We start from the raw sequence: 18,904 nt of genomic DNA, 5'->3' as shown, positions 1-18,904 counted from the left end.
GACCGTTCTAATGCCGACTGTTGATATGTCAACAAAGTTCCTTGGAAGGCTCCGGGAACGGCTCCCGGGACTGGAAGGCCTGCCAGTCCGCCGCGGTGTCCACATCCCGAAGTTCCCGGAGCAGCGCGACGCGCCGTCCAAGGGAGGCGGCCCGGTCGCGTGTCATTTGGAGGACTTCCGGGCCGCCCCAGGGGATTTCCCGGAACAGGTCCGGGGCCGGGGCCTTCAATCCGAGGAGCCAGTATCCCCCGTCGGTGGCAGGTCCCAGAACGACCTCAGCCTGGTCAAGCGCCTGCCACGCTGCCTGGATGTCGCCGGGGGTGAGCTCCGGACAGTCCGTTCCTATGACCACCCAGCGCGCGTGGGGTGCGCCGAGCCAGCGGGCAAAGGCCCGGTGCAGGCGGTCCCCCAGATTTCCGGGTCCCTGCGGGGATAGCGTCCAGCCGGGACGCCGCCACGGTTCCAACTCCGGGAGCGCGTCATCCGGCGTACCACAGAGGTCCACGCAGGGCAGGGAGGCGATGGCGTCGAGGGTGCGGGCCAGCAGTCGCTGGTAGGCGGCGAGTGCCGCCGCGGCGCCGACGTCGCGCGCCAGTCGTGTCTTGACGGTCCCAAGTCGCGGAGCGCGCAGGAACACGCCGAGTCCAAAGGACGATTCCGACTTCACGATGGACCTGTCAGCCGGGGCCGGCGCGTGCTCGGACGCCGAACGGTCCTCATAACGCCACGGCTGCCCGGGTGGCGTGGGATTGCAGGGCGGCCGCGAACAGTTCGTGGCTGCGGACCGCCTCGTCCGGGGTCACGCACCCAAACCGGTCCCCGAGCGCCCCGGCGCGCTCCGCGGCGTAGGCGGCCCACATCTGGAGAAAACAGTCGGGAAACCCGGGCTCGAAAATGCCGCCGGTAATGGTGGGGAAGGGGGTTTGGAATCCGAGGTCCACCCGGGTCCATCGCTGCTCCTTCTGCCGTTCGAACAGCCAGAGCGACTTCGGCTCGGACGTCGAATAGCGGGCGCCGGCATCGGTACCGAGTACTTCGATCCACCAGGTGTTCGTGGCTCCCGGGGCGAGCCGCTTCATCTCGAGGCGCATCGGGACGTCCCTGCCGTCTACCGCCACGTCACAGTGCAGCATGGCGTTGTCCCAAGTGTCGCAGGGCGCCATCCCGCCGCGGCCGTCCGGACGCTCCGTGTACACCTTTTGAAGCTGCGCATAGACGCGCGCCGGCTGCCAGCCGAGGCGGAGCGGCACGTGGACGACGTGCATGCCGAGGTCACCCATGACGCCGATTGCACCGCAGGACTTGACCTGTCGTTTCCAGTTGACCGGCTTGGTCGGGTCCAGGTCGCTGGCATGCCAGAAGCAGGACCGGATTTCGAGCAGGTGCCCCAGCGTGCCCGATCGCGCCAGTTGGATCACCCGCTGCGCGCCGGGCAGGAAGGGAAACTCCGAGCTGCAACGGACGAAGCGACCCGACGCGGCGGCGGCATCGCGGATTGCGCGGGCGGCGGGGAGATCCACGCCAAAGGGCTTCTCCGCCAGCAGATCCTTTCCTGCGGCCAGCACGTCGAGGTAGATCGCCTGATGGAGGTGGTGCGGCACGGCCACGTACACGACATCCACGTGCGGAGACGCAAGCAACTCCCGGTGATCCCGGGTCCGCAGCGTCACGGTGGGCACCCGCCCGAACCACTCCAGCAGCGGCTCCTGCAGGTCGCAGACCGCCACCAACTCCGCCCGCACCGGAAACTGCTCGAGGACGAACCAGCGTCCAAACGCACTCGCCGCCTCGCGGCCCATCAAGCCCCCGCCAATGATGCCGACCCGCATGGTTTGCTGCATGCGCCTGAGGCTCTCCCGGAGGTGGCGGGGATGGAAGCCGGAATGGGAAGCGGGCCGGTGGATGGTTTTCCGATTGATGGCCCTCGAACTGCCGTGGTTCCTTGGCGGGGCTTGATGGTTTCAACCACTGCCGCAGCCCCCGCGCCCGATGCCGCTGTTCGCCCGGCGTCCCTCTCCGGGCGCCTGATGTCGCTTGATGCGCTCCGTGGCTTCGACATGCTGTGGATTCTCGGGGCGGACACCATCGGAGGTGCGGTGCTCGGGGTGCAGGGAGGGCCGCTGCTGCGCGCGATCGGCACCCAGCTCGACCACGTCGCGTGGGAGGGATTCCGCTTCTACGACCTGATCTTCCCGCTGTTCGTTTTCATGGTCGGAGTGTCCATCGTGTTCTCCCTGACCCGGATGCTGGAGCGCGAGGGGCGGCCGGCTGCGCTTGGGAGGATCCTCCGCCGGACGCTGCTGCTCTACATCCTCGGCATCTTCATCTACGGCGGCTTTTCCACGCCCTATGAGCAGATCCGGCTGTTGGGCGTCCTGCAGCGCATCGCGCTCTGCTACGGCATCACCGCGGTGCTCTTCCTTTACCTGCGACCGAGGGCCCTGGCGGTTGTCGGCGTGGGACTCCTCCTGGGCTATTGGGCGCTGTTGGCACTCGTGCCCGCACCGGGAGAGACGACCGTGTCCTTCGCCGAGGGGCGCAATGTGGTGAACTGGTTCGACTCCCAGTACCTGCCCTTCAGGAAATGGGATGGCACCCATGACCCGGAGGGCATCTTGAGCACAGTGCCCGCGGTGGTGAGCTGTCTGCTGGGTGTATTCGCCGGACTTTGTATGAAGGACGGGCGGCGCACCGAACGGCAGAAGGTCTTCTGGCTCGCGGCGGCCGGGGTCGCACTGCTAGCCGCGGGGTATGGCTGGGGCCTGGTGTTTCCCATCGTCAAAAAGCTCTGGACCTCCTCCTATGTGCTGGTCGCCGGTGGATGGAGCCTGCTGTTGCTGGCCGCCTTCCATGAAGTCATCGAAATCCGTGGCTGGCGGCGATGGGCGGCGCCGTTCGTCTGGATCGGCATGAATCCCATCGCGCTGTACGTGGTGGCCCATGTGGTCTCCTTCAACAATCTCTCGGAGCGACTCGTCGGCGGTGGTGTCGCCCGGTTTCTGGATGCCCGGGTGGTCCCCGGGGTCGGGGACCTGGTGATCTCGGTGACGGGCATCCTGCTCTGCGTGTGGCTCGCCCGATTCCTGTACACGCGGCAGATCTTCATCCGCCTGTGACGCGTTCCGACGCCATGCCTTTCACGACCGTTCCGACGGGGGCTCCGGCACCTTCCGGAGGAGACCGTCTGATGTCCCTCGATGCCCTGAGGGGATTCGACATGTTCTGGATCGCGGGCGGCGGCCTGATGGTGGCGGCCCTGGATCGTTGGACCTCGCTGCCGGTCTTCGCGGGACTGCGCCGGCAGTTGACCCACGTGGCGTGGGAGGGATTCCGGTTTTATGACCTCATCTTCCCGCTGTTCATCTTCATGGTGGGGGCGGCGATCTCCTTCTCGGTGCCGCGCAGTCTGGCGACGTCCGGACACCGGGCCACGGTCCGCCGGATCCTCGTCCGGGGCGTGGTGTTGTTCGCCATAGGCCTCTTCTACTCCGGAGGCCTGAGCACCGAGTGGCCGGACATCCGCCTCCTGGGGGTGCTCAACCGGATCGCGCTGTGTTACACGGCCACCGCGCTGCTGTTTCTGGCGTTCGGGAAGCGGATCCGGATTCTGATCGCAGTGACGGTGGGACTGCTGCTGGGCTACTGGGCCCTGATGGCGCTTGTGCCCATCCGGGACATCCGACTCGACGCCGCCGCACTGGCCCCGCGCATGGAAGCACTGGGGGAGACCAACGTCGCCGTGCTTTTTGCCGCCGAAACCGGCCGCGTCCGGGGGCGCTTCGAACCCGGCTACAACCTGGCGAACCATGTGGACTTCCAGTGGCTTCCCGGACGGCTCTACGACACGTATTTCGATCCGGAAGGGTTGCTGAGCACGTTGCCCGCGGTGGCCACCTGCCTCCTCGGGCTGTTTGCCGGGCTCTGGCTGCAGTCCGGGCGTGGCACGCCTTCACGGCGGTCGCGGGATCTCGTTGTCGCCGGAGTTCTCGCGATCCTGGTGGGTCACGGGTGGGGCGTCCTGTTTCCGGTCATCAAGAAGCTTTGGACGTCGTCCTATGTGCTGGTGGCGGGCGGCTACAGCCTGGTGCTGCTCGGGCTGTTTCACCAGGTGGTGGATGTCTGGGGATGGCGCCGGTGGTGCCAGCCGTTTGTCTGGGTGGGTGCCAACGCGCTGACCATCTATCTGGCGGCGCAGATCCTGAACTTCAAGCGGCTGGCGGAGCGGCTGGCCGGGGCGCCGGTCCGGTCGCTGTTCGGGGAGGCGGGCGACACGGTGATCGCCTTGATCGCCGTCTTTCTGTTGTTCGGGTTCGCCCGCTTTCTGTATCGGCGGAGGCTGTTTCTCCGGGTGTGAGTGCGACCCAACCGTGACATGTCGCACGGCGGCTGGTGACTTCTGATGTTGGTGCTCGAAAACATCTGCCGCCGTTTTGGTGCGTTGGAGGTGCTCCGGGGGGTGGACTTGTCCATACCCTCAGGAGAGTACTTCTGCCTGGCCGGTCCCAGCGGTTGCGGGAAGACCACCCTGCTGCGCCTCGTCGCCGGACTTTTGGAGCCGGACTTGGGGACAATCCTGATCGCTGGCGAACGGGTTCGCGGGATTCCCCCGCAAGGACGTCCGGTGGCCATGACCTTCCAGACCCCGGCGTTGTGGCCGCACCGGACGGTGCACGGGAATGTGGCGTTTGGACTTGAAGCCCGCGGGGTTTCGATCCGCGAGCGGGAAATGCGCGTGGCTGCGGCGCTGCGCCAGGTCCGCCTTGAGGAGGTTGCCGATGCGCTGCCACAGATGCTGTCCGGAGGCCAGCAACAGCGCGTGGCGCTGGCGCGCGCGCTGGCGGTGGCCCCCAGACTGCTTCTGCTGGACGAACCGTTGTCGCAGCTGGATCCCGCCCTGCGCGCGGAGCTCCGGCAGGAGCTGCGCCGCCTGCATGGGGAATTGGGGATCACCGTGGTCCACGTCACCCACGATCCCCGCGAGGCGATGGCGCTGGGGGACCGGATCGGTCTCCTGTTGGAGGGACGTCTGGCCCAGGTGGCGGACCCGCGAACCCTCCATCGGCATCCCATCAGTCGCGCCGTCGCCGGGTTTTTCGGCGAGGTGAACTGGCTGGAGGCCACGGTGATTGCGGTGGGGCCGGAACACTGGCTCCTGGCGACGGCGGCCGGGGAATTTCGAAGACCGTCCGCGGGCGATCCGCCATACGGCTCCCGGGGATGGCTCGGCATCCGTCCCGGATCCTTCCGTCCGGTGGCGGAAACCGCCGCGGAACTCCGTGTGCGGGTCGAGCGGGCTGAATTCCTTGGAGAGACGGTGGTGCTGACGGCCCGGGGACCCGGGGAGGTGTCGTTCCAGATCCAGTTTCCGTCGTCGGATCCGATCCCGCGGGCCGGTGAGATCCTCCGCGTGGGCGTGCCGCCGGCGGCGCTCCTCTGGGTTCCTGAAACTTCGGGGGGTTGAACCGCGGCAGGCGTGGAGGTCGGACGCCTCTGTCGGACCTGGCAATTCGCATTTGCGAGAACGCTTCGCAGCACTGCGATGCCACCCCGGATGGAATCGCCGCGCCATGTTTCCGGTGGGAATGCCACGGTTCCTGCGACTCGAGGCATCAAGAAATCAAGGTCCGACCGGCGATCGCCGGATGCCATCGGAACCCCGAATCCATATCGAATCCTGACGACGATGATGACGCTCCGCAAGACCCAGTCGAACCTGAACCCGCAATCACGGCCGATGCGTGTTGGCAGCGGTGAGCCGGCGGCCCGGGCCGCCTCAATTCCCCCGCGCGCCGTCACGGCGCCGGGCTACTCGCGGCGCCGGCGGATCGGCGGTCCGCCCGCTGCGGTGCCTCCGGCACATCCCCACGGCCACACGGCATCGGCATCCCGTCACTCCCGCCCCGCAACCGATCAAAGCCCCGTGATCTCGCCGCTGGCGCCGGTCACGGTGCCCCGTGAGGGCGCGGAGCCCGCACCGGATCGTCCCGTCCGCAGCATCGCCCGGGATGGGGACTATGCCCTTCGGAGCTACCTCCGGGAGATCAGCGAGACCCCGCTGCTGACGCCGCAGGATGAGATCGAACTGGCTGCGCGCATCCGTGCCGGGGACGACGCGGCCCGGGACCGGATGATCCGTGCCAATCTTCGATTGGTGGTCAAAATTGCCAAGGACTACGAGGGCATGGGCCTGCCGCTGCTCGACATGATCAACGAGGGCAACATCGGGCTCATGCGCGCAGTCGAGCGCTTCGATCCTTCCAAGGGGGCGAAGCTGTCCACGTATGCGGCCTGGTGGATCAAGCAGTCGGTCAAGCGCGGTCTGGCCAATCAGGGCAAGACGATCCGGCTGCCGGTGCATCTGGTGGATCGCGTCGCCAAGATCCGCCGCACGGCCCTCCGCCTTCTGGAGGAGCTGGGACGTGAACCCACCGAGGCCGAGATCGGTGAGGTTCTGGGAATGACTGCGGAACGGGTCGGTGAACTGATCACGGCCAGCTATCGTCCCGCCTCGCTGGATGCACCGCTGGGGGACGAGGGGGATACCCAGCTCCAGGATGTGGTGCGCGATGAGAACGTGCAGACCGCCTACGAGGATTACGAACAGCAGACCCGGCACGCGCTGCTTCTGGAGTTGGTGGGTCAGCTGGATGAGCGCGAGCTCACCATCGTTCGCTACCGTTTCGGTCTCGATGGTGGCTCGGAGCGCACCCTTGAGGAAGTCGGGGAGCGATTCGGGGTGACGCGGGAGCGCATCCGCCAGATCCAGAACGTGGCCCTCGGCAAGCTGCGGAAGATGCTGTCGAAGCGCGACGAGATTCATGACCCGGAGCTGGAGTTCCTTCGCCGTCGTGCGATGGCCCGTCAGTGAGTCCCGCGTGGATGGGTCTGAGGCGTGGACGTCCTCCGGCACCGGCGGCTATTCTCGCGCCCATGTGCGGCCGTCCCGCAGAACCCGGGGAGACCGGCGGTCAGGCCCTTGAGCAGGTCGCCCGGGCCTATTGGTGGCCAGTATACGGCGCCTTTCGCGATGACCAGCGGACCCCCGATCAGGCCGCGGCCCTCACCGGGCAGGTGCTGGCACGCGTTTCGACCGCCCCGGCATTGCTGCGGCATGGCGACCACGACGGACGGCTGCGACGGCTGATTTATGCCCTGGCTCAAGACGCCGGAGCCCTCACTCAGGCCACGGGATCCTGCGGTGACGGCACCGCGGGAGATTCCATCGTGGACACCGCCATGGCCGAGGCGCGGGACGTGTATGGCGGCGGGACGCCGGTGGCGATGGGATTTCGTGACCGGTGGTCGGTGGTGGTCCTGGAGCATGCCCTGGAGTCCCTGCGCCGGGAGGCGGAGGCCGCCGGCCGGGCCACCGAGGTGGAACGGTTGCTGCCCTATCTGGCCCGGGAGACACCGGATTGGAAGGTGACCGACCTCGCCGACGCCGTGGATTCCTCCGAGGTGGATCAATTGCGCGATACGTTCCGTGAGGCCGTTCGGCAGGAGGTGGGTCGCACCGTGACCCACCCTGCAGGGGTGGCGTCGGAGCTGAACGAGCTATTTGGCTGATCCCGACCTTGTTCGGAGGGGCGCCGGAAGCGCGGAATCCCACTTCATTTCGGCCCGGGGATTGGCAGACTGTCGAGGTCGCTGATGACGATTCCCGCTTCCTGTCCTGACTGCGGATGCCCGCTGCGCGCCTCCGTGCTGGAGGGGTTGTGTCCGAAGTGTCTCGCGCGGCACTGTCTGCGCCTCCCAAGGGTCGTGGCGATCGCTGACAGTCCCATCGCCCACCGACTGGCGCCACCGTCGCCGAAAGCAGACAACCGGCTGTGGATTGGCGACTACGAGGTGGAAGCGGAGATTGCGCGCGGCGGGATGGGGGTGGTGTACCGTGCACGTCAGGTGAAGCTCGGCCGGACGGTGGCGCTGAAGCTCCTGCTGGCCGGTCAGTTTGCTGATCCACTGCAGGCGCGGCGATTTCGGGCCGAGGCGGAGGCGCTGGCGCGGCTGGATCACCCCGGCATTGTTCCCATTCTTGAGTTTGGGGAATTTGAAGGACGCCAGTTCTTCAGCATGCGGCTGGTCGAGGGGCCAAGCCTGGCGGCAGCCATGGGGCGGTTTGCTTTGCCGGCCACCACCGATCGGTTGCGGCGGGACGGCGGGACGGCGGGCCCGGCGTTGAGAAGGCGACAGCGGGAGCTGGCGCGGTTCCTGGCTGAGATCGGCGGGGCGGTCCATCACGCGCACCAGAGGGGAATTCTCCACCGCGACCTGAAGCCGGGCAATGTCCTCCTCGATTTGCAGGGGCGACCTCAGGTCACGGACTTCGGGCTCGCGCGGATCCTCGGGGAGGAATCCGGCGTGACGGGAACAAGTCTCACGTTCGGCACGCCGGCCTACATGGCTCCCGAGCAGATGGTGGATCCACACAATGTCACCATCGCCGCCGACCTCTATTCCCTGGGGGCGATCGGCTATGAGTTGCTCACCGGCCGGCCGCCGTTCGAAGCGGAATCCGCGGTGGACATCGCCATCCAGGCACGTTCCCGGGAACCGGCTCCGGTCCGGAGCCTGATGCCCCTGGTGGACCGGGATCTGGAGACGATCATCCTCAAGTGCCTCGAAAAGGATCCCAAGGCCCGTTACGACTCCGCCTCGGGATTGGCTGAGGATCTGGAGCGGTTTGCCCGGGGTGAACCGGTGGCGGCGCGTCCGGTCAGCCCATGGGGGCGTGCGTCACGGTGGGCGAGGCGGCGACCGGGAATGGCGGTGATGGCCGGGACGCTGGCGCTCGCAGTTCTGGTGGCGGGGCTGGGTGGACTCACCATGTCCCTGAGGCTGTCGCGGGAAATCCAGGATAAGGATGCGGCCCATGCCGCCAGGCGGATCGAGCTTCGCTCGGCCCTGCTGGCGCGGGCCGCCGCGGAACGACTCCGGGGGGAGGCCGGACATCGGGAACAGAGTCTGAGGGGCGTGCTGGAAGCGGCGCGAATCGCCAAGGATGCCGACGTCCTGAACGAGGCCATCGCGCAGCTGGCGCAGATGGACATCGTCCCGGACCGTCCGCGGCGGCAGCGTCCGACGGACAGTTCACCCATCGTCTGCAGTCCCGATTTTTCGATCTACTACCGGGCGCTGGCGGACGGCGCGGTGGAGGCGCGCTGGATGGAATCGGACGCCCTCCGCTGGCGCCAGGACGGGCTCCCGGCCGGAAATGCCGGTGGGTTGACCGTGTCCCCGGACTCGAATTTCGTTGCGCTGATCCGCAACCGTCACTTGACCCTGCTCCGGGCGGATGATGGTGCGGTGCTGTGGGACCAGCCGTTCGTCAACCTGCTTGGGTTCCATCCGGGGGGATCCTGGCTGCTGGCGCAGGCGGCTGATCGCCGCGTCGTGCGTGTGGAATCGGCAACAGGGGTGCCGCTGGCCTTCCCGGCCGGGTTTCGGGGGATGGCTCATGAGTTCGCCCATGCCCCTGATGGACGATCGCCCGTGATGGTGCGGTTGAACGCCGATACCGTTGAGTTCTATGACTGGGACGCCGACTGCGTCCTGGACCGCCTCAAGCACCAGGCGATGCTGGGACGGCTGGCATGGGAGGGGCATCGGGTCGCGGCTTCGGATGCTGCTGGAAATGTCGTCGTCTGGCGGTTGCCATCACGCAAGCCACTGGTCCTGCCCCAGCTCTTCTCGGGTGTTTCCGGGCTGTTTTTTGTCCCGGGGTCTCCGTTCTTGATGATCGTGGGGAGCGGGAGTCGGCAGACGTCCATCTGGGACACGGATTCGGGCGAGCGGGTGATCGGTGAAGCCTGGTTCACTCCCGAACAGGTCAGCCGGGATGGATCCCAAGTCCTCTATTTCCTGAGCCAGGAGTGGGGGGTGGCCCGAATCCTCCCGGCCGTTGGTCGGCTTCGGCTTCATTTCCCCGATGCGGCGAGGCCGGGCGTCCGCCGGTTGAGATTCAGTCCCGATTCCCGATACCTTGCCGTGATCAAGCAGGCGGGTGTTCACCTGTACGATCTGGCGCGCCCCCGGGAGGTGGTTTTTGTTGATCACTTCGGCGCAGTGAACTGCTGGTTCCTGCCGGAGACCAACTCGATGGTCCTTCAGGGGCGCAACTCATTGCGGCGGGTGACGTGGCAGGATTCCGGGGCCGCCGCGCCGACGGATGTGCCGCACGCGTCGCATTGGGAGGACGGAGTCTGGTTGGAGCCGGGAACGTTGCTGGAGGACCAGAGCACGGTGGTGCTGCCGCGCTCGGACATCGGACTCGAACGGGTGGCCCTCGGCACAGGGCTGGTCGTCGGACAGGTGCCAAACTCCGACCTTCGAATGGCGTCCCATGTCGCCGCCTCCGGACCATGGACCGCCTGCTGGCTCCTGCGGGGCGGGGCACCGGCTGTGGTCACCTCCGGGGGACGTTTGGAGTGGCGTGGGAACTTGGCGGGGGAGGGATTCCTGCAGTTTTCCCCCGATGGCCGATGGTTGCTGGCCTCTTCGCGGGGAGAGCACCGGGTCTGCGAGGTTCCCGATTGGAATTTCTGGAGAACGAGCGCGGCGCCCGATGAGTCCCACCGTCGGCTGGTGGCCACCGCGTGGATGCCGGACTCCCGTCACCTGGCGGCGGCCGAGGGTCGAAGTCGAATCGCGATCCGGGATGTCGTTCGCTGGACGAACATTGTGGCGTTGACCTCGCCGCGCGCCTCCGAATGGACATGCATGGAGTTTAGTGCGGGTGGCCGCTGGTTGGCCGTGGGCACCGCACGGGAGTCCGTCGAAGTCTGGGACTTTGCCGATTTGAGCCGGGCGCTGTCGCAACTGGGACTCACCATGCCCCTGACGGCGTTCGGGACCGAGGCGCATCTCCCCTCCATCCCACCGCAGGCGGCGCCGGTCTCGACCGAACTTCCGACGCCCAAGCCGCCCGATTTTTCTGAGCGGGACCCCAGGGCCGGCCCGGACCAGGTGGACCTTTCGGCGCATTACAATGCGGTGCTGTGGAAGAGCTGGCTGTTGAACGACATCGAGCTGCCCGACGACAGTCTGGCCCTGTTTCCCGCCGGATTGTTTTCCCACGACGGGGTGACCTTCGACGCCCGGGGCATTGTTCAGCTTTCCGGAGAGCGTTTCCTCAACCAGGCGGTCAGGTATCCGGAAAGCACGGGGAATATCCCGATCGGGCGGCAAGTTTCGCGAATTCATCTGCTGGGTGGAGCGTCCGACGCCTACCCGTCGGTCCCGCGGGGCACCGTGGTGGCCCGGGTTCGGCTTGGCTACTCGAACGGCAGCGAGACCTCAATCCCGCTGCGCCTTGGCCGGGAGTTGGAGGACTTCAATATTCCGGCGCACCAGCCGCCGCGGCTGGATCAGGCAACGATCGCATGGTGGGGCCTCAGCCAGTCCACCGAGGCGTCCTTTCCCGCCAAACGCTTCGTCCTCTACCACATGGTGCTCGGGAATCCGTTTCCGGATCGTCAGGTGCAGCACCTGGAACTGATCTCCGCCAACGGCGTCGTGACGCCGTTCTTTGTGGCGGTCACGACGGAGCAGGAGCCGTCCGGCGGCCGGCATCGGTCGCCTGACGAGCCCACGGATCCTTGAGGGGCAGGATGCGGAGAAAGACCAGCCGGTCCGGCCGGGACGCGACCGGATCGGGCCAGAAATAGCCGAGCCGCTCAAACTGGAACCGGACTCCGGGCTCCGGCCGGCTCAACGAAGGCTCCGCCCGGGCCGTCAGCACTTCAAGTGAGCCGGGGTTCAACGACGACCTCGGGTCACGGCCGTCGCGCCCGGGTTCCTCTTCCTGAAACAGCCGGTCCACGAGCCGGACCTCCACCGTTGTGGCCTCGGCGGCGTTCACCCAATGGATCGTCCCCTTGACCTTGCGGCTGGCATTGGGCCCCCCGGTCCGGGTGTCCAGATCGGCGGTCCCATGGACTTCGATCACCCGGCCCGAGGCATCCTTGACCATGGAATCGCAGCGGACGATGCAGGCATATTTCAGTCGCACTTCCCCTCCAGGTCTGAGCCGGAAATACTTGGGCGGCGGATTTTCCTGGAAGTCCTCCTGTTCGATGAATACCTCGCGCCCGAGGTGGACCACCCGGGTGCCCGCGCCGGGATCTTCGGGATTGTTCACCGCGTCGAAGGCGCAGACGTCGCCCGGGGCCAGATTGGTGAGCACCAGCTTCAAGGGACGCAAGACGGCCAGCCGTCGCGTGGCGGTACGATTCAGCTCGTCCCGAATCACATGCTCGAACAGCGACAGGTCGGTGATGGCATTGAACTTGGTCACGCCCGTCCGCAGCACGAACGCCCGCACCGCTTGCGCGGGGATTCCGCGGCGACGGAGACCGGACAGCGTCGGCAATCGGGGGTCGTCCCACCCGGAGACGTCTCCGCACGAAATCAGTTCCCGCAGATGCCGCTTGCTCATCAGCGTGTAGCCGAGGTTCAGGCGTGCGAATTCGATTTGGCGGGGCAGGGGGCGGGGCAGGTCCAGGCTCTTGAGGATCCAGTCGTACAGCGGGCGATGGACCTCGAACTCGAGGGTGCAGATGGAATGGGTGATGCCCTCGATGTAGTCGCTGAGTCCGTGGGCGAAGTCGTACATGGGATAGACACACCACCGATCGCCCGTGCGGTGGTGCGCCGCGTGGCGGATTCGGTACAGCACCGGATCCCGCAACCAGAGGTTCGGCGAGGCCATGTCAAGCCGTGCCCGCAGCGTGCGGGCCCCGTCGGGAAATTCCCCGGCCTTCATCCGGGCAAACAGGTCGAGGTTCTCCTCGACGCTTCGTGCACGAAAGGGGCTCTCGACGCCCGGGCGATCCGGGCTGCCGCGCCGTTGCTCCGTTTCCTCCGGCGACAGGTCGCACACGTACGCCAGTCCTTTGCGGATCAGGCGGGTCGCCAGCTCGTAAAGCGCGGGGAAGTAGTCCGAGGCGAAGAGAGGTTCCAGCACGGTGCCTTCCGGCGCGGGACCCGTCGTTGCCGGTTGATGGACATCGAGGCCGTCCCCCACTCCGGTGCAGGCCGGTGGCCGGCCAGCCGGCTTGAGGCCGATCCGGGATGCCGCCCAGCCCTCCACCAGCCAGCAGACATCCGCCACAATCGCGTCCACATACGCGGTCTCCTCCCGAGTCGGATTTGTGTCGTCGAGCCGCAGGTTGCACACGCCGCCAAACTGGTCGGCGATGCCGAAGTTCAGGCAGATGGATTTGGCATGGCCGATGTGCAGGTGACCGTTGGGCTCGGGAGGGAACCGGGTGTGGATCCGGGGAGTGCGCCCCGACGCGAGATCCCCGGCCACCTGCGAGCGGATAAAATCGTCCGGGACGGCGGCATCGGGAGAGGGAGCGGCGGAGTCAACCATACGTGCGGGCGGATTGATACGATCCTGATCCCCTCCAAGTCGAGGCATGAGGCATGCCCGGCGCGACGACGTCTGCCGTTTGCGCAGCGACTTCACTTCGCGCTTCCGGACGTCCCGCAGTGCCGACACACTGGCGGCGTCTTCATGAGCAAGAAAACCACTTCACGGCCCCGTCCCTCGTCGAAATCCGATTTGCGCCAGCATTCGTCCCTGGTCGTGGACGGCATCGAGCGCGCCCCCAGCCGGGGCATGTTGTATGCGACGGGTTTCAAGCGTGAGGATTTCAGGAAACCCCAGATCGGGGTGGCCTCGACCTGGAGCATGGTGACGCCGTGCAACATGCACATTGACCAGCTGGCGGTCAGCGTGGCCCAGGGGATCAACAGTGCCGGGGGAAAGGCGGTCGCGTTCAACACGATCACCGTTTCCGACGGCATCTCGATGGGCACCGAGGGCATGAAATACTCCCTGGTTTCCCGCGAGGTGATCGCCGACTCGATTGAGACGGTTGTCGGCTGCCAGGGATTTGACGGCTTCGTGGCCGTGGGCGGCTGCGACAAGAACATGCCCGGCTGCGTGATGGCGATGGGGCGCCTGAACCGTCCCAGCGTGTTCGTGTACGGGGGCACGATCCTGCCCGGGCAACTCGACGGACGGGATGTGGATCTGGTGAACATTTTTGAGGCGGTGGGGCGCAACGCCGCCGGCGGTTGCTCGGCGGCCGACGTGGAACGGGTGGCCGAAGTGGCGATTCCGGGCGCCGGGTCCTGCGGCGGCATGTACACCGCCAACACCATGGCCAGCGCCATCGAGGCCCTGGGCATGAGCCTTCCCAATTCGTCCGCGCAGGCCGCCGTGTCCCCCGCCAAGACGGAGGACTGCGAGCGCGCCGGCGCGGCGGTGCTGCACCTGCTCAAGCGGGGCATCCGCCCGCGCGACATCATGACCCGGGAGGCGTTTGAGAACGCCATGACCGTCGTGATCGCCCTCGGCGGCTCCACCAACGCGGTGATGCACCTCATCGCCATGGCCCACAGCGCCGGAGTGAAGCTGACCCTTGATGACTGGACGCGCATCGGGAAGCGCGTTCCGGTGCTGGCGGACCTCAAACCGTCGGGACGCTATGTCATGGCACGCCTGGTGGAAATCGGTGGCACGGTGCCGCTGATGCGCCTGCTCCTCGACGAGGGATTGATGCACGGCGACGTCATCACCGCCACCGGGCGAACGCTTCGACAGAACCTCAAAAACGCGCCCGCGTATCCCGACGGCCAGGAGATCATCCGCAGCTTCAACAACCCGATCAAGGCCACGAGTCACCTCGTCGTCTTTCGGGGCAACCTGTGTCCGGGCGGCGCCGTCGGAAAAATCTCCGGAAAAGAAGGCCTCCATTTTGAGGGCCGGGCGATTGTTTTTGAGCGCGAGGAGGATGCCTTGCAGGGAATCCTTGGTGGCCGGGTCCGTTCGGGACACGTCGTGGTCATCCGCGGCGAGGGGCCCAAAGGTGGTCCGGGCATGCGCGAAATGCTGTCGCCCACCAGCGCCATCATGGGCAAGGGGCTGGGCAAGGAGGTGGCCCTGATCACCGACGGCCGGTTCAGCGGCGGATCCCACGGGTTTGTGATCGGTCACGTCACCCCGGAGGCGTTCGACGGTGGCCCGCTGGCCGTCGTGAAGAACGGGGACGTCATCACGATTGATGCGGCCCGTCGGGCCATCACGTTGGGGGTTTCCGCAGCGGAGCTCGACCGGCGATTGCGCCTGTGGCGTCAGCCCAAGCCCCGGTATACCCGGGGTGTCCTCGCGAAATATGCGGCCCTGGTCAGTTCTGCAAGCGACGGGGCCGTCACCGACCGGCAATTCTGACCGGACTTTTGTCCGGAACGGCCGGCCGGTTCCAGGGGTCGCGGACACCCCCTACGGACCGGAGCTCGGCTCACGGTCCACAACGTTCTGGGCGGCAGGAATGCCGTACCGCTGCAGGACGCGCGGTGCGGAGGCTTCGGTCTCCGCGGCATCGAGCAGCATCCGCTGCAAGGAATCGCCGGGCATGAACTCGATCCGATGCACGCCATCAGTGGGATTTTCGAGCGCCGCCGCAAGATCACCCAGCGTGGAAATCCTGCGGCGATTCACCTGGTCCACGACGAGGAATCGGACGTCCTGATATCCGAGGTTGACCGGATCGGGCAGCACGGTGCTGAGGATCACGAGGGAGGGGCGTTCCGGCGTCGGATGGTCCCGCTGATAGTGTTGGAGACGGAACGGGGCGCGTCGCCGCCAGTCGTCGCCCCAGACCCGAAGGAACGGCTGGATCAAGGGTTGAAACACCAGTCCGCCGGCAAGCAGATACTCCGGGTCATGCCCGAAGGATTGCTGTGGCACCAGTTCATCGGCATAGGTCACCGGAGGCAGCACGTAGTCCACGGCCTCCTCGGTGCCATCCCGCCAGATGCGCATTGGGACCACGTCCCCGGCAAAATGGCGCCGTGTGGCGAGGTTTTCGAGCATGAGGTAGCCGTAGTCGGGATCCTCGTAGTCGCCCTGCACATCCACCGGGAATCCATCCACCTCCAGCAGCACATCCCGGGGGCGGAGCACGGCGGGCCGGTTGGTCCGGTTGATCACTTCCGTCACCACTGCGCCACGCTCGGGGCCGTCCAGTCGAAGGTGACGCAGGGTTGCGGGGTTGTCGCCAGGCTGCCAGGTGAAGTCGAAATACCCGAGGCCCGGGGAGCTGCCGTCGTCGCGGGCGTCGAGCACCTGCCGGATGAATGACGAGGGAATGACCTGGCAGGTGTTGCCTGTCTTGGCGGCCGTCAGCCCGACCACCGCCCCGTTCAGCGTGACCGCCTCGGCCCAACCCAGGCCGCCCAATTCCGTGTTGACCTCCAGCGTCAGCCGGGGGGCGAAGCTCAGCAGACCCTCGCGGACGCTGAATTTGCTGAATTCCACCCGCCGGCTCTCCAAGTTGCCATCCCGCCAGCGCAAAAGGTTGAAGTCCGGGGATGCCGGAACCACCGGCGCGAGCTCCGCAGGCTTGAGTCCTTCCCAGAACGCCTCCGCATCCGCCGTCACGAGGGCCAGATTGGCATGTGGATCGGTCCAAACGACGCGTCCATCATACCAGGTGCCCCGCCCTCCGCGCTGAACCCGCACCAGGGTCGCACCCGGCAGGTGCTGGGCCGTGGTCAGCAGTTCGCGGCCCCCAAGGACCAGCGCCCCCTTGCGGACGGTGCGTGTGGGCCGGCTCCAGGGCTGCGCATAGTCGTAATCCTTGTAGGTCACCTCCAAGGTGACGTAGCTGCGGTCCCAGGATCGCGGGTCCGCGCCCAGCGCGGTGCCGGTGAGTGCGATCAGGAGCAGCAGGGACGGCAGTCGGTGCAGGGGGTTCATAGGCGGCGATCGGAGGGGATCCCATAGGTTTCGAGGATCTCCGGATTGGCGGCGGCAGCGGCATCCCGATCCAGGCACTCAAAGCCTCCGCGGCCCGAAAACTCGATGACGTGCTGGTCCGAGGCGCACGACTCCAGGGCCTGGACGACGTCTTCGAGTCGCTCGATGCGGACGCCGTTGATGGTGTCCACAAGGGCCCGGCCCCGGATGGAAAGGTTGGCATTGACCGGATGCGCCAGTGTGGCGGCGAGCACGACGGGTTCCGGACGTGCCTGGCCGGGTTGCTCGCTGCGCCGGTAGTACAACTCGTAGATCAGCGCCGCCGCCCCGGCATCCGTCTGATCGCGTCCGAGGGTTCGAAGGTAATCCGCGCTCAAGGGGGTGAACACGAGGCCACCGTGGACCACATAGCGGGGGGGGGAATCGTACTGGTTCCCGGCAAGCCGGTCGCCCTCATACACGGCGACGGGAAGATCCAGTTCCATGGGCTGCCGGTCTCGAAGCAGTTTGAGGCGGACCGATTCGCCATTCTGCGGGGATTGAAAAATCAGCGCGACCGGCACGCGATTGCCTTCGTACAGCACGGTGCCATCACTGCCGACCGCGTAACCGGCGACCTCCAGCAGCACGTCATCAGGCTTGAGGACGGCCTCCGCCGGACTTCCGGACAGCAGGCCGTCCACCCGGGCACCCACGGGCTCGTTGTCGAGGCCCAAATGGGCCCGATACGCGGGGTTGTGCAGCGCCACCAAACGGATCCCGGCCATGGGAAAGCCGTCATAGCGGCCATCTTCGACGTCCTTGAGGAAATGGTGGATGACTTCCGGTGGAATGAAAAACCCGGCGTTCTCCAGTCCGGGGATCCCCTGGAAGACCACTCCCACGACCTCGTCGTCCTGGAGGACGGGGCCGCCGCTGTTTCCCGGGTTGATGGCGGCGTCGGTCTGCACGGCCAACAGGGCGCGATTCCCGGGATGCGAGTAGTTTTGGATTTCAATTCTCGAGACCACGCCACGGGTGTACGAGATCTGCTCGCCGCCAGCCGGATAGCCCACGCTGACCACCGTGGACCGGACCGCGGGAAGATCCCCAAACTCCAGCGGCTCCAGCCCGTCGAAGAAGGACGGGTCGTCCACTTCAAGAAGGGCGAGATCGCAATCATGGCCGATGTACGCAACCCGCGCCTGGAAGGGGCGGGGATCCTGATAGCGGCGCACAAGGATTTGCCGGGCCCACGCAACCACATGCGCATTGGTCATGATGCGACGCCCCTTGATCACAAAGCCGGACCCCCCGGAGCGTCGGACCGGGTCGAACCGCCACGGTGCATCAAAGACGGGCGTCTGGCTGAAGGTCAGGATCTGGACGACCGAACGTTCCGGCGACCCGGCCCGCAGGGCTGCGGCCGCGACCAGGCTCAGAACGAAAAACAGCCGGAAGCGCATGGCGTCGAAAGTGTTGGTGGAGCCGGGGTTGGTCAAGCATACGCGCCCGACAGTGCCGGCTGGAGGTCCGGTCCGCATGATTCTCCACAACGGGAGCGTCCGGGCGTGCGGCCACCTCATGCTCCCCGGTCACCCGTGCCGTCCTGATGAAGGCAGCTCATGCAATGTATTGCCTCGGCTGGAGCCGGGGAGGTGCACGCGTCATTCCGATTCGAAGATTGGATGGCAAGGGGGGCATCCGTCGGGGGGCGAACCTTCCCTCCCGCGCACATGGGCCCGGCCACTGCTCCATTCTGTGGCCTAACGCCGCAGCCGCTCCGAATAACGCTTCGTTATTTCGCGCCCAACCCGAATTCCAGACTTGTCAATCGGAACGTCGCACGAGATTACTCAATTATGCAGAGCTTGTTCGCGGCCGCGCATCGAGTCCAGTCGTCCTGGAGGTTCGGCCGCGTTCGCTCGTTCACGAGGCCCAGGCACCTGGTGCTACCTGACTGGAGGTCAGGCCCCGGCCGATTCGCCGGCGAATGGGATGCCAGACCCGGGCGCATCGCACCGATTCGGGGTTGCCGCGCTGCCGGGATGAGTGCCTTGCGGTTCGGTCCGAGCCTATCAGTTCACCCCTCTGGCGCCAGGAGGCGCAGCGGCCCCTTTTGTAAAGGCATTTCCTATCTCCTCCCGAATCACG

At 66.5% G+C, this 18,904-nt stretch carries 12 protein-coding genes; 7 read left to right on the top strand and 5 right to left on the bottom strand.

Annotated features, from left to right (window positions below):
• Positions 1 to 28 precede the first annotated feature (28 nt).
• Together KF791_19460 and KF791_19455 are read right to left on the bottom strand one after the other, a co-directional pair.
• Positions 29 to 667: a TIGR04282 family arsenosugar biosynthesis glycosyltransferase gene (locus KF791_19460; GenBank protein MBX3734760.1), complete on the bottom strand. Its 639-nt coding sequence runs from the start codon at positions 665 to 667 to the stop codon at positions 29 to 31.
• Between the two features lie 49 nt (positions 668 to 716).
• Complete coding sequence (locus KF791_19455) at positions 717 to 1,841, bottom strand: Gfo/Idh/MocA family oxidoreductase (GenBank protein MBX3734759.1); 1,125 nt, start codon at positions 1,839 to 1,841, stop codon at positions 717 to 719.
• A 114-nt stretch (positions 1,842 to 1,955) separates the two neighbouring features.
• On the opposite strand from KF791_19455, the gene KF791_19450 reads away from it, so the two are divergent.
• The 6 genes from KF791_19450 (at position 1,956) to KF791_19425 (ending at position 11,601) form a co-directional block, all read left to right on the top strand.
• Positions 1,956 to 3,116, top strand: coding sequence for a DUF5009 domain-containing protein (locus KF791_19450; protein ID MBX3734758.1), 1,161 nt, complete (start codon positions 1,956 to 1,958; stop codon positions 3,114 to 3,116).
• 14 nt (positions 3,117 to 3,130) lie between these two features.
• Positions 3,131 to 4,354 (top strand): DUF5009 domain-containing protein, encoded by a 1,224-nt coding sequence (locus KF791_19445; GenBank protein ID MBX3734757.1) that lies wholly within the window; start codon positions 3,131 to 3,133, stop codon positions 4,352 to 4,354.
• Between the two features lie 45 nt (positions 4,355 to 4,399).
• Positions 4,400 to 5,461, top strand: a complete 1,062-nt coding sequence (locus KF791_19440; GenBank protein ID MBX3734756.1) for an ABC transporter ATP-binding protein — start codon at positions 4,400 to 4,402, stop codon at positions 5,459 to 5,461.
• Between the two features lie 273 nt (positions 5,462 to 5,734).
• On the top strand, positions 5,735 to 6,868 hold the full coding sequence (locus tag KF791_19435; protein MBX3734755.1) for an RNA polymerase sigma factor RpoD/SigA: 1,134 nt from the start codon (positions 5,735 to 5,737) through the stop codon (positions 6,866 to 6,868).
• A gap of 62 nt (positions 6,869 to 6,930) precedes the next feature.
• Entirely contained in the window at positions 6,931 to 7,566 is a 636-nt protein-coding gene (locus tag KF791_19430; protein ID MBX3734754.1) for a hypothetical protein, read from the top strand.
• A gap of 84 nt (positions 7,567 to 7,650) precedes the next feature.
• The gene (locus tag KF791_19425; GenBank protein MBX3734753.1) at positions 7,651 to 11,601 is read left to right on the top strand and encodes a protein kinase; all 3,951 of its coding nucleotides are present in this window, start codon (positions 7,651 to 7,653) and stop codon (positions 11,599 to 11,601) included.
• On the opposite strand, the gene glnS is transcribed toward KF791_19425, so the two are convergent.
• The gene (gene glnS / locus KF791_19420; GenBank protein MBX3734752.1) at positions 11,537 to 13,375 is read right to left on the bottom strand and encodes a glutamine--tRNA ligase; all 1,839 of its coding nucleotides are present in this window, start codon (positions 13,373 to 13,375) and stop codon (positions 11,537 to 11,539) included. The two genes, KF791_19425 and glnS, sit on opposite strands and share 65 nt — an antisense overlap.
• Positions 13,376 to 13,519: 144 nt before the next feature.
• Between glnS and ilvD the strand changes: the two genes are divergently transcribed.
• Positions 13,520 to 15,241: a dihydroxy-acid dehydratase gene (gene ilvD, locus KF791_19415; protein MBX3734751.1), complete on the top strand. Its 1,722-nt coding sequence runs from the start codon at positions 13,520 to 13,522 to the stop codon at positions 15,239 to 15,241.
• A 51-nt stretch (positions 15,242 to 15,292) separates the two neighbouring features.
• Here the strand turns inward: ilvD and KF791_19410 are convergent, their stop codons facing one another.
• Together KF791_19410 and KF791_19405 are read right to left on the bottom strand one after the other, a co-directional pair.
• Entirely contained in the window at positions 15,293 to 16,771 is a 1,479-nt protein-coding gene (locus tag KF791_19410) for a hypothetical protein (GenBank protein ID MBX3734750.1), read from the bottom strand.
• Positions 16,768 to 18,216 carry a trypsin-like peptidase domain-containing protein gene (locus tag KF791_19405; GenBank protein MBX3734749.1) on the bottom strand — a complete coding sequence of 483 codons (1,449 nt, stop codon included), beginning with the start codon at positions 18,214 to 18,216 and terminating at the stop codon, positions 16,768 to 16,770. Before KF791_19405 ends, KF791_19410 begins: the two co-directional genes overlap by 4 nt.
• Positions 18,217 to 18,904 lie beyond the last annotated feature (688 nt).

It is taken from the genome of Verrucomicrobiia bacterium (assembly GCA_019634635.1).
Lineage (GTDB): Bacteria > Verrucomicrobiota > Verrucomicrobiia > Limisphaerales > UBA9464 > UBA9464.
Note: the sequence above shows the minus strand (reverse complement) of the source record. Positions and strands in the feature narration are given on the sequence as shown.

Excerpts from the sequence above, each read along its gene's own strand:
- KF791_19455 (MBX3734759.1), bottom strand. The coding sequence starts at position 1,841 with ATGCAGCAAACCATGCGGGTCGGCATCATTGGCGGGGGCTTGATGGGC.
- ilvD (MBX3734751.1), top strand. The coding sequence starts at position 13,520 with ATGAGCAAGAAAACCACTTCACGGCCCCGTCCCTCGTCGAAATCCGAT.
- KF791_19440 (MBX3734756.1), top strand. The coding sequence starts at position 4,400 with ATGTTGGTGCTCGAAAACATCTGCCGCCGTTTTGGTGCGTTGGAGGTG.
- KF791_19410 (MBX3734750.1), bottom strand. The coding sequence starts at position 16,771 with ATGAACCCCCTGCACCGACTGCCGTCCCTGCTGCTCCTGATCGCACTC.
- KF791_19445 (MBX3734757.1), top strand. The coding sequence starts at position 3,131 with ATGCCTTTCACGACCGTTCCGACGGGGGCTCCGGCACCTTCCGGAGGA.
- KF791_19425 (MBX3734753.1), top strand. The coding sequence starts at position 7,651 with ATGACGATTCCCGCTTCCTGTCCTGACTGCGGATGCCCGCTGCGCGCC.
- KF791_19435 (MBX3734755.1), top strand. The coding sequence starts at position 5,735 with ATGCGTGTTGGCAGCGGTGAGCCGGCGGCCCGGGCCGCCTCAATTCCC.
- KF791_19405 (MBX3734749.1), bottom strand. The coding sequence starts at position 18,216 with ATGCGCTTCCGGCTGTTTTTCGTTCTGAGCCTGGTCGCGGCCGCAGCC.
- glnS (MBX3734752.1), bottom strand. The coding sequence starts at position 13,375 with ATGGTTGACTCCGCCGCTCCCTCTCCCGATGCCGCCGTCCCGGACGAT.
- KF791_19450 (MBX3734758.1), top strand. The coding sequence starts at position 1,956 with ATGGTTTCAACCACTGCCGCAGCCCCCGCGCCCGATGCCGCTGTTCGC.
- KF791_19430 (MBX3734754.1), top strand. The coding sequence starts at position 6,931 with ATGTGCGGCCGTCCCGCAGAACCCGGGGAGACCGGCGGTCAGGCCCTT.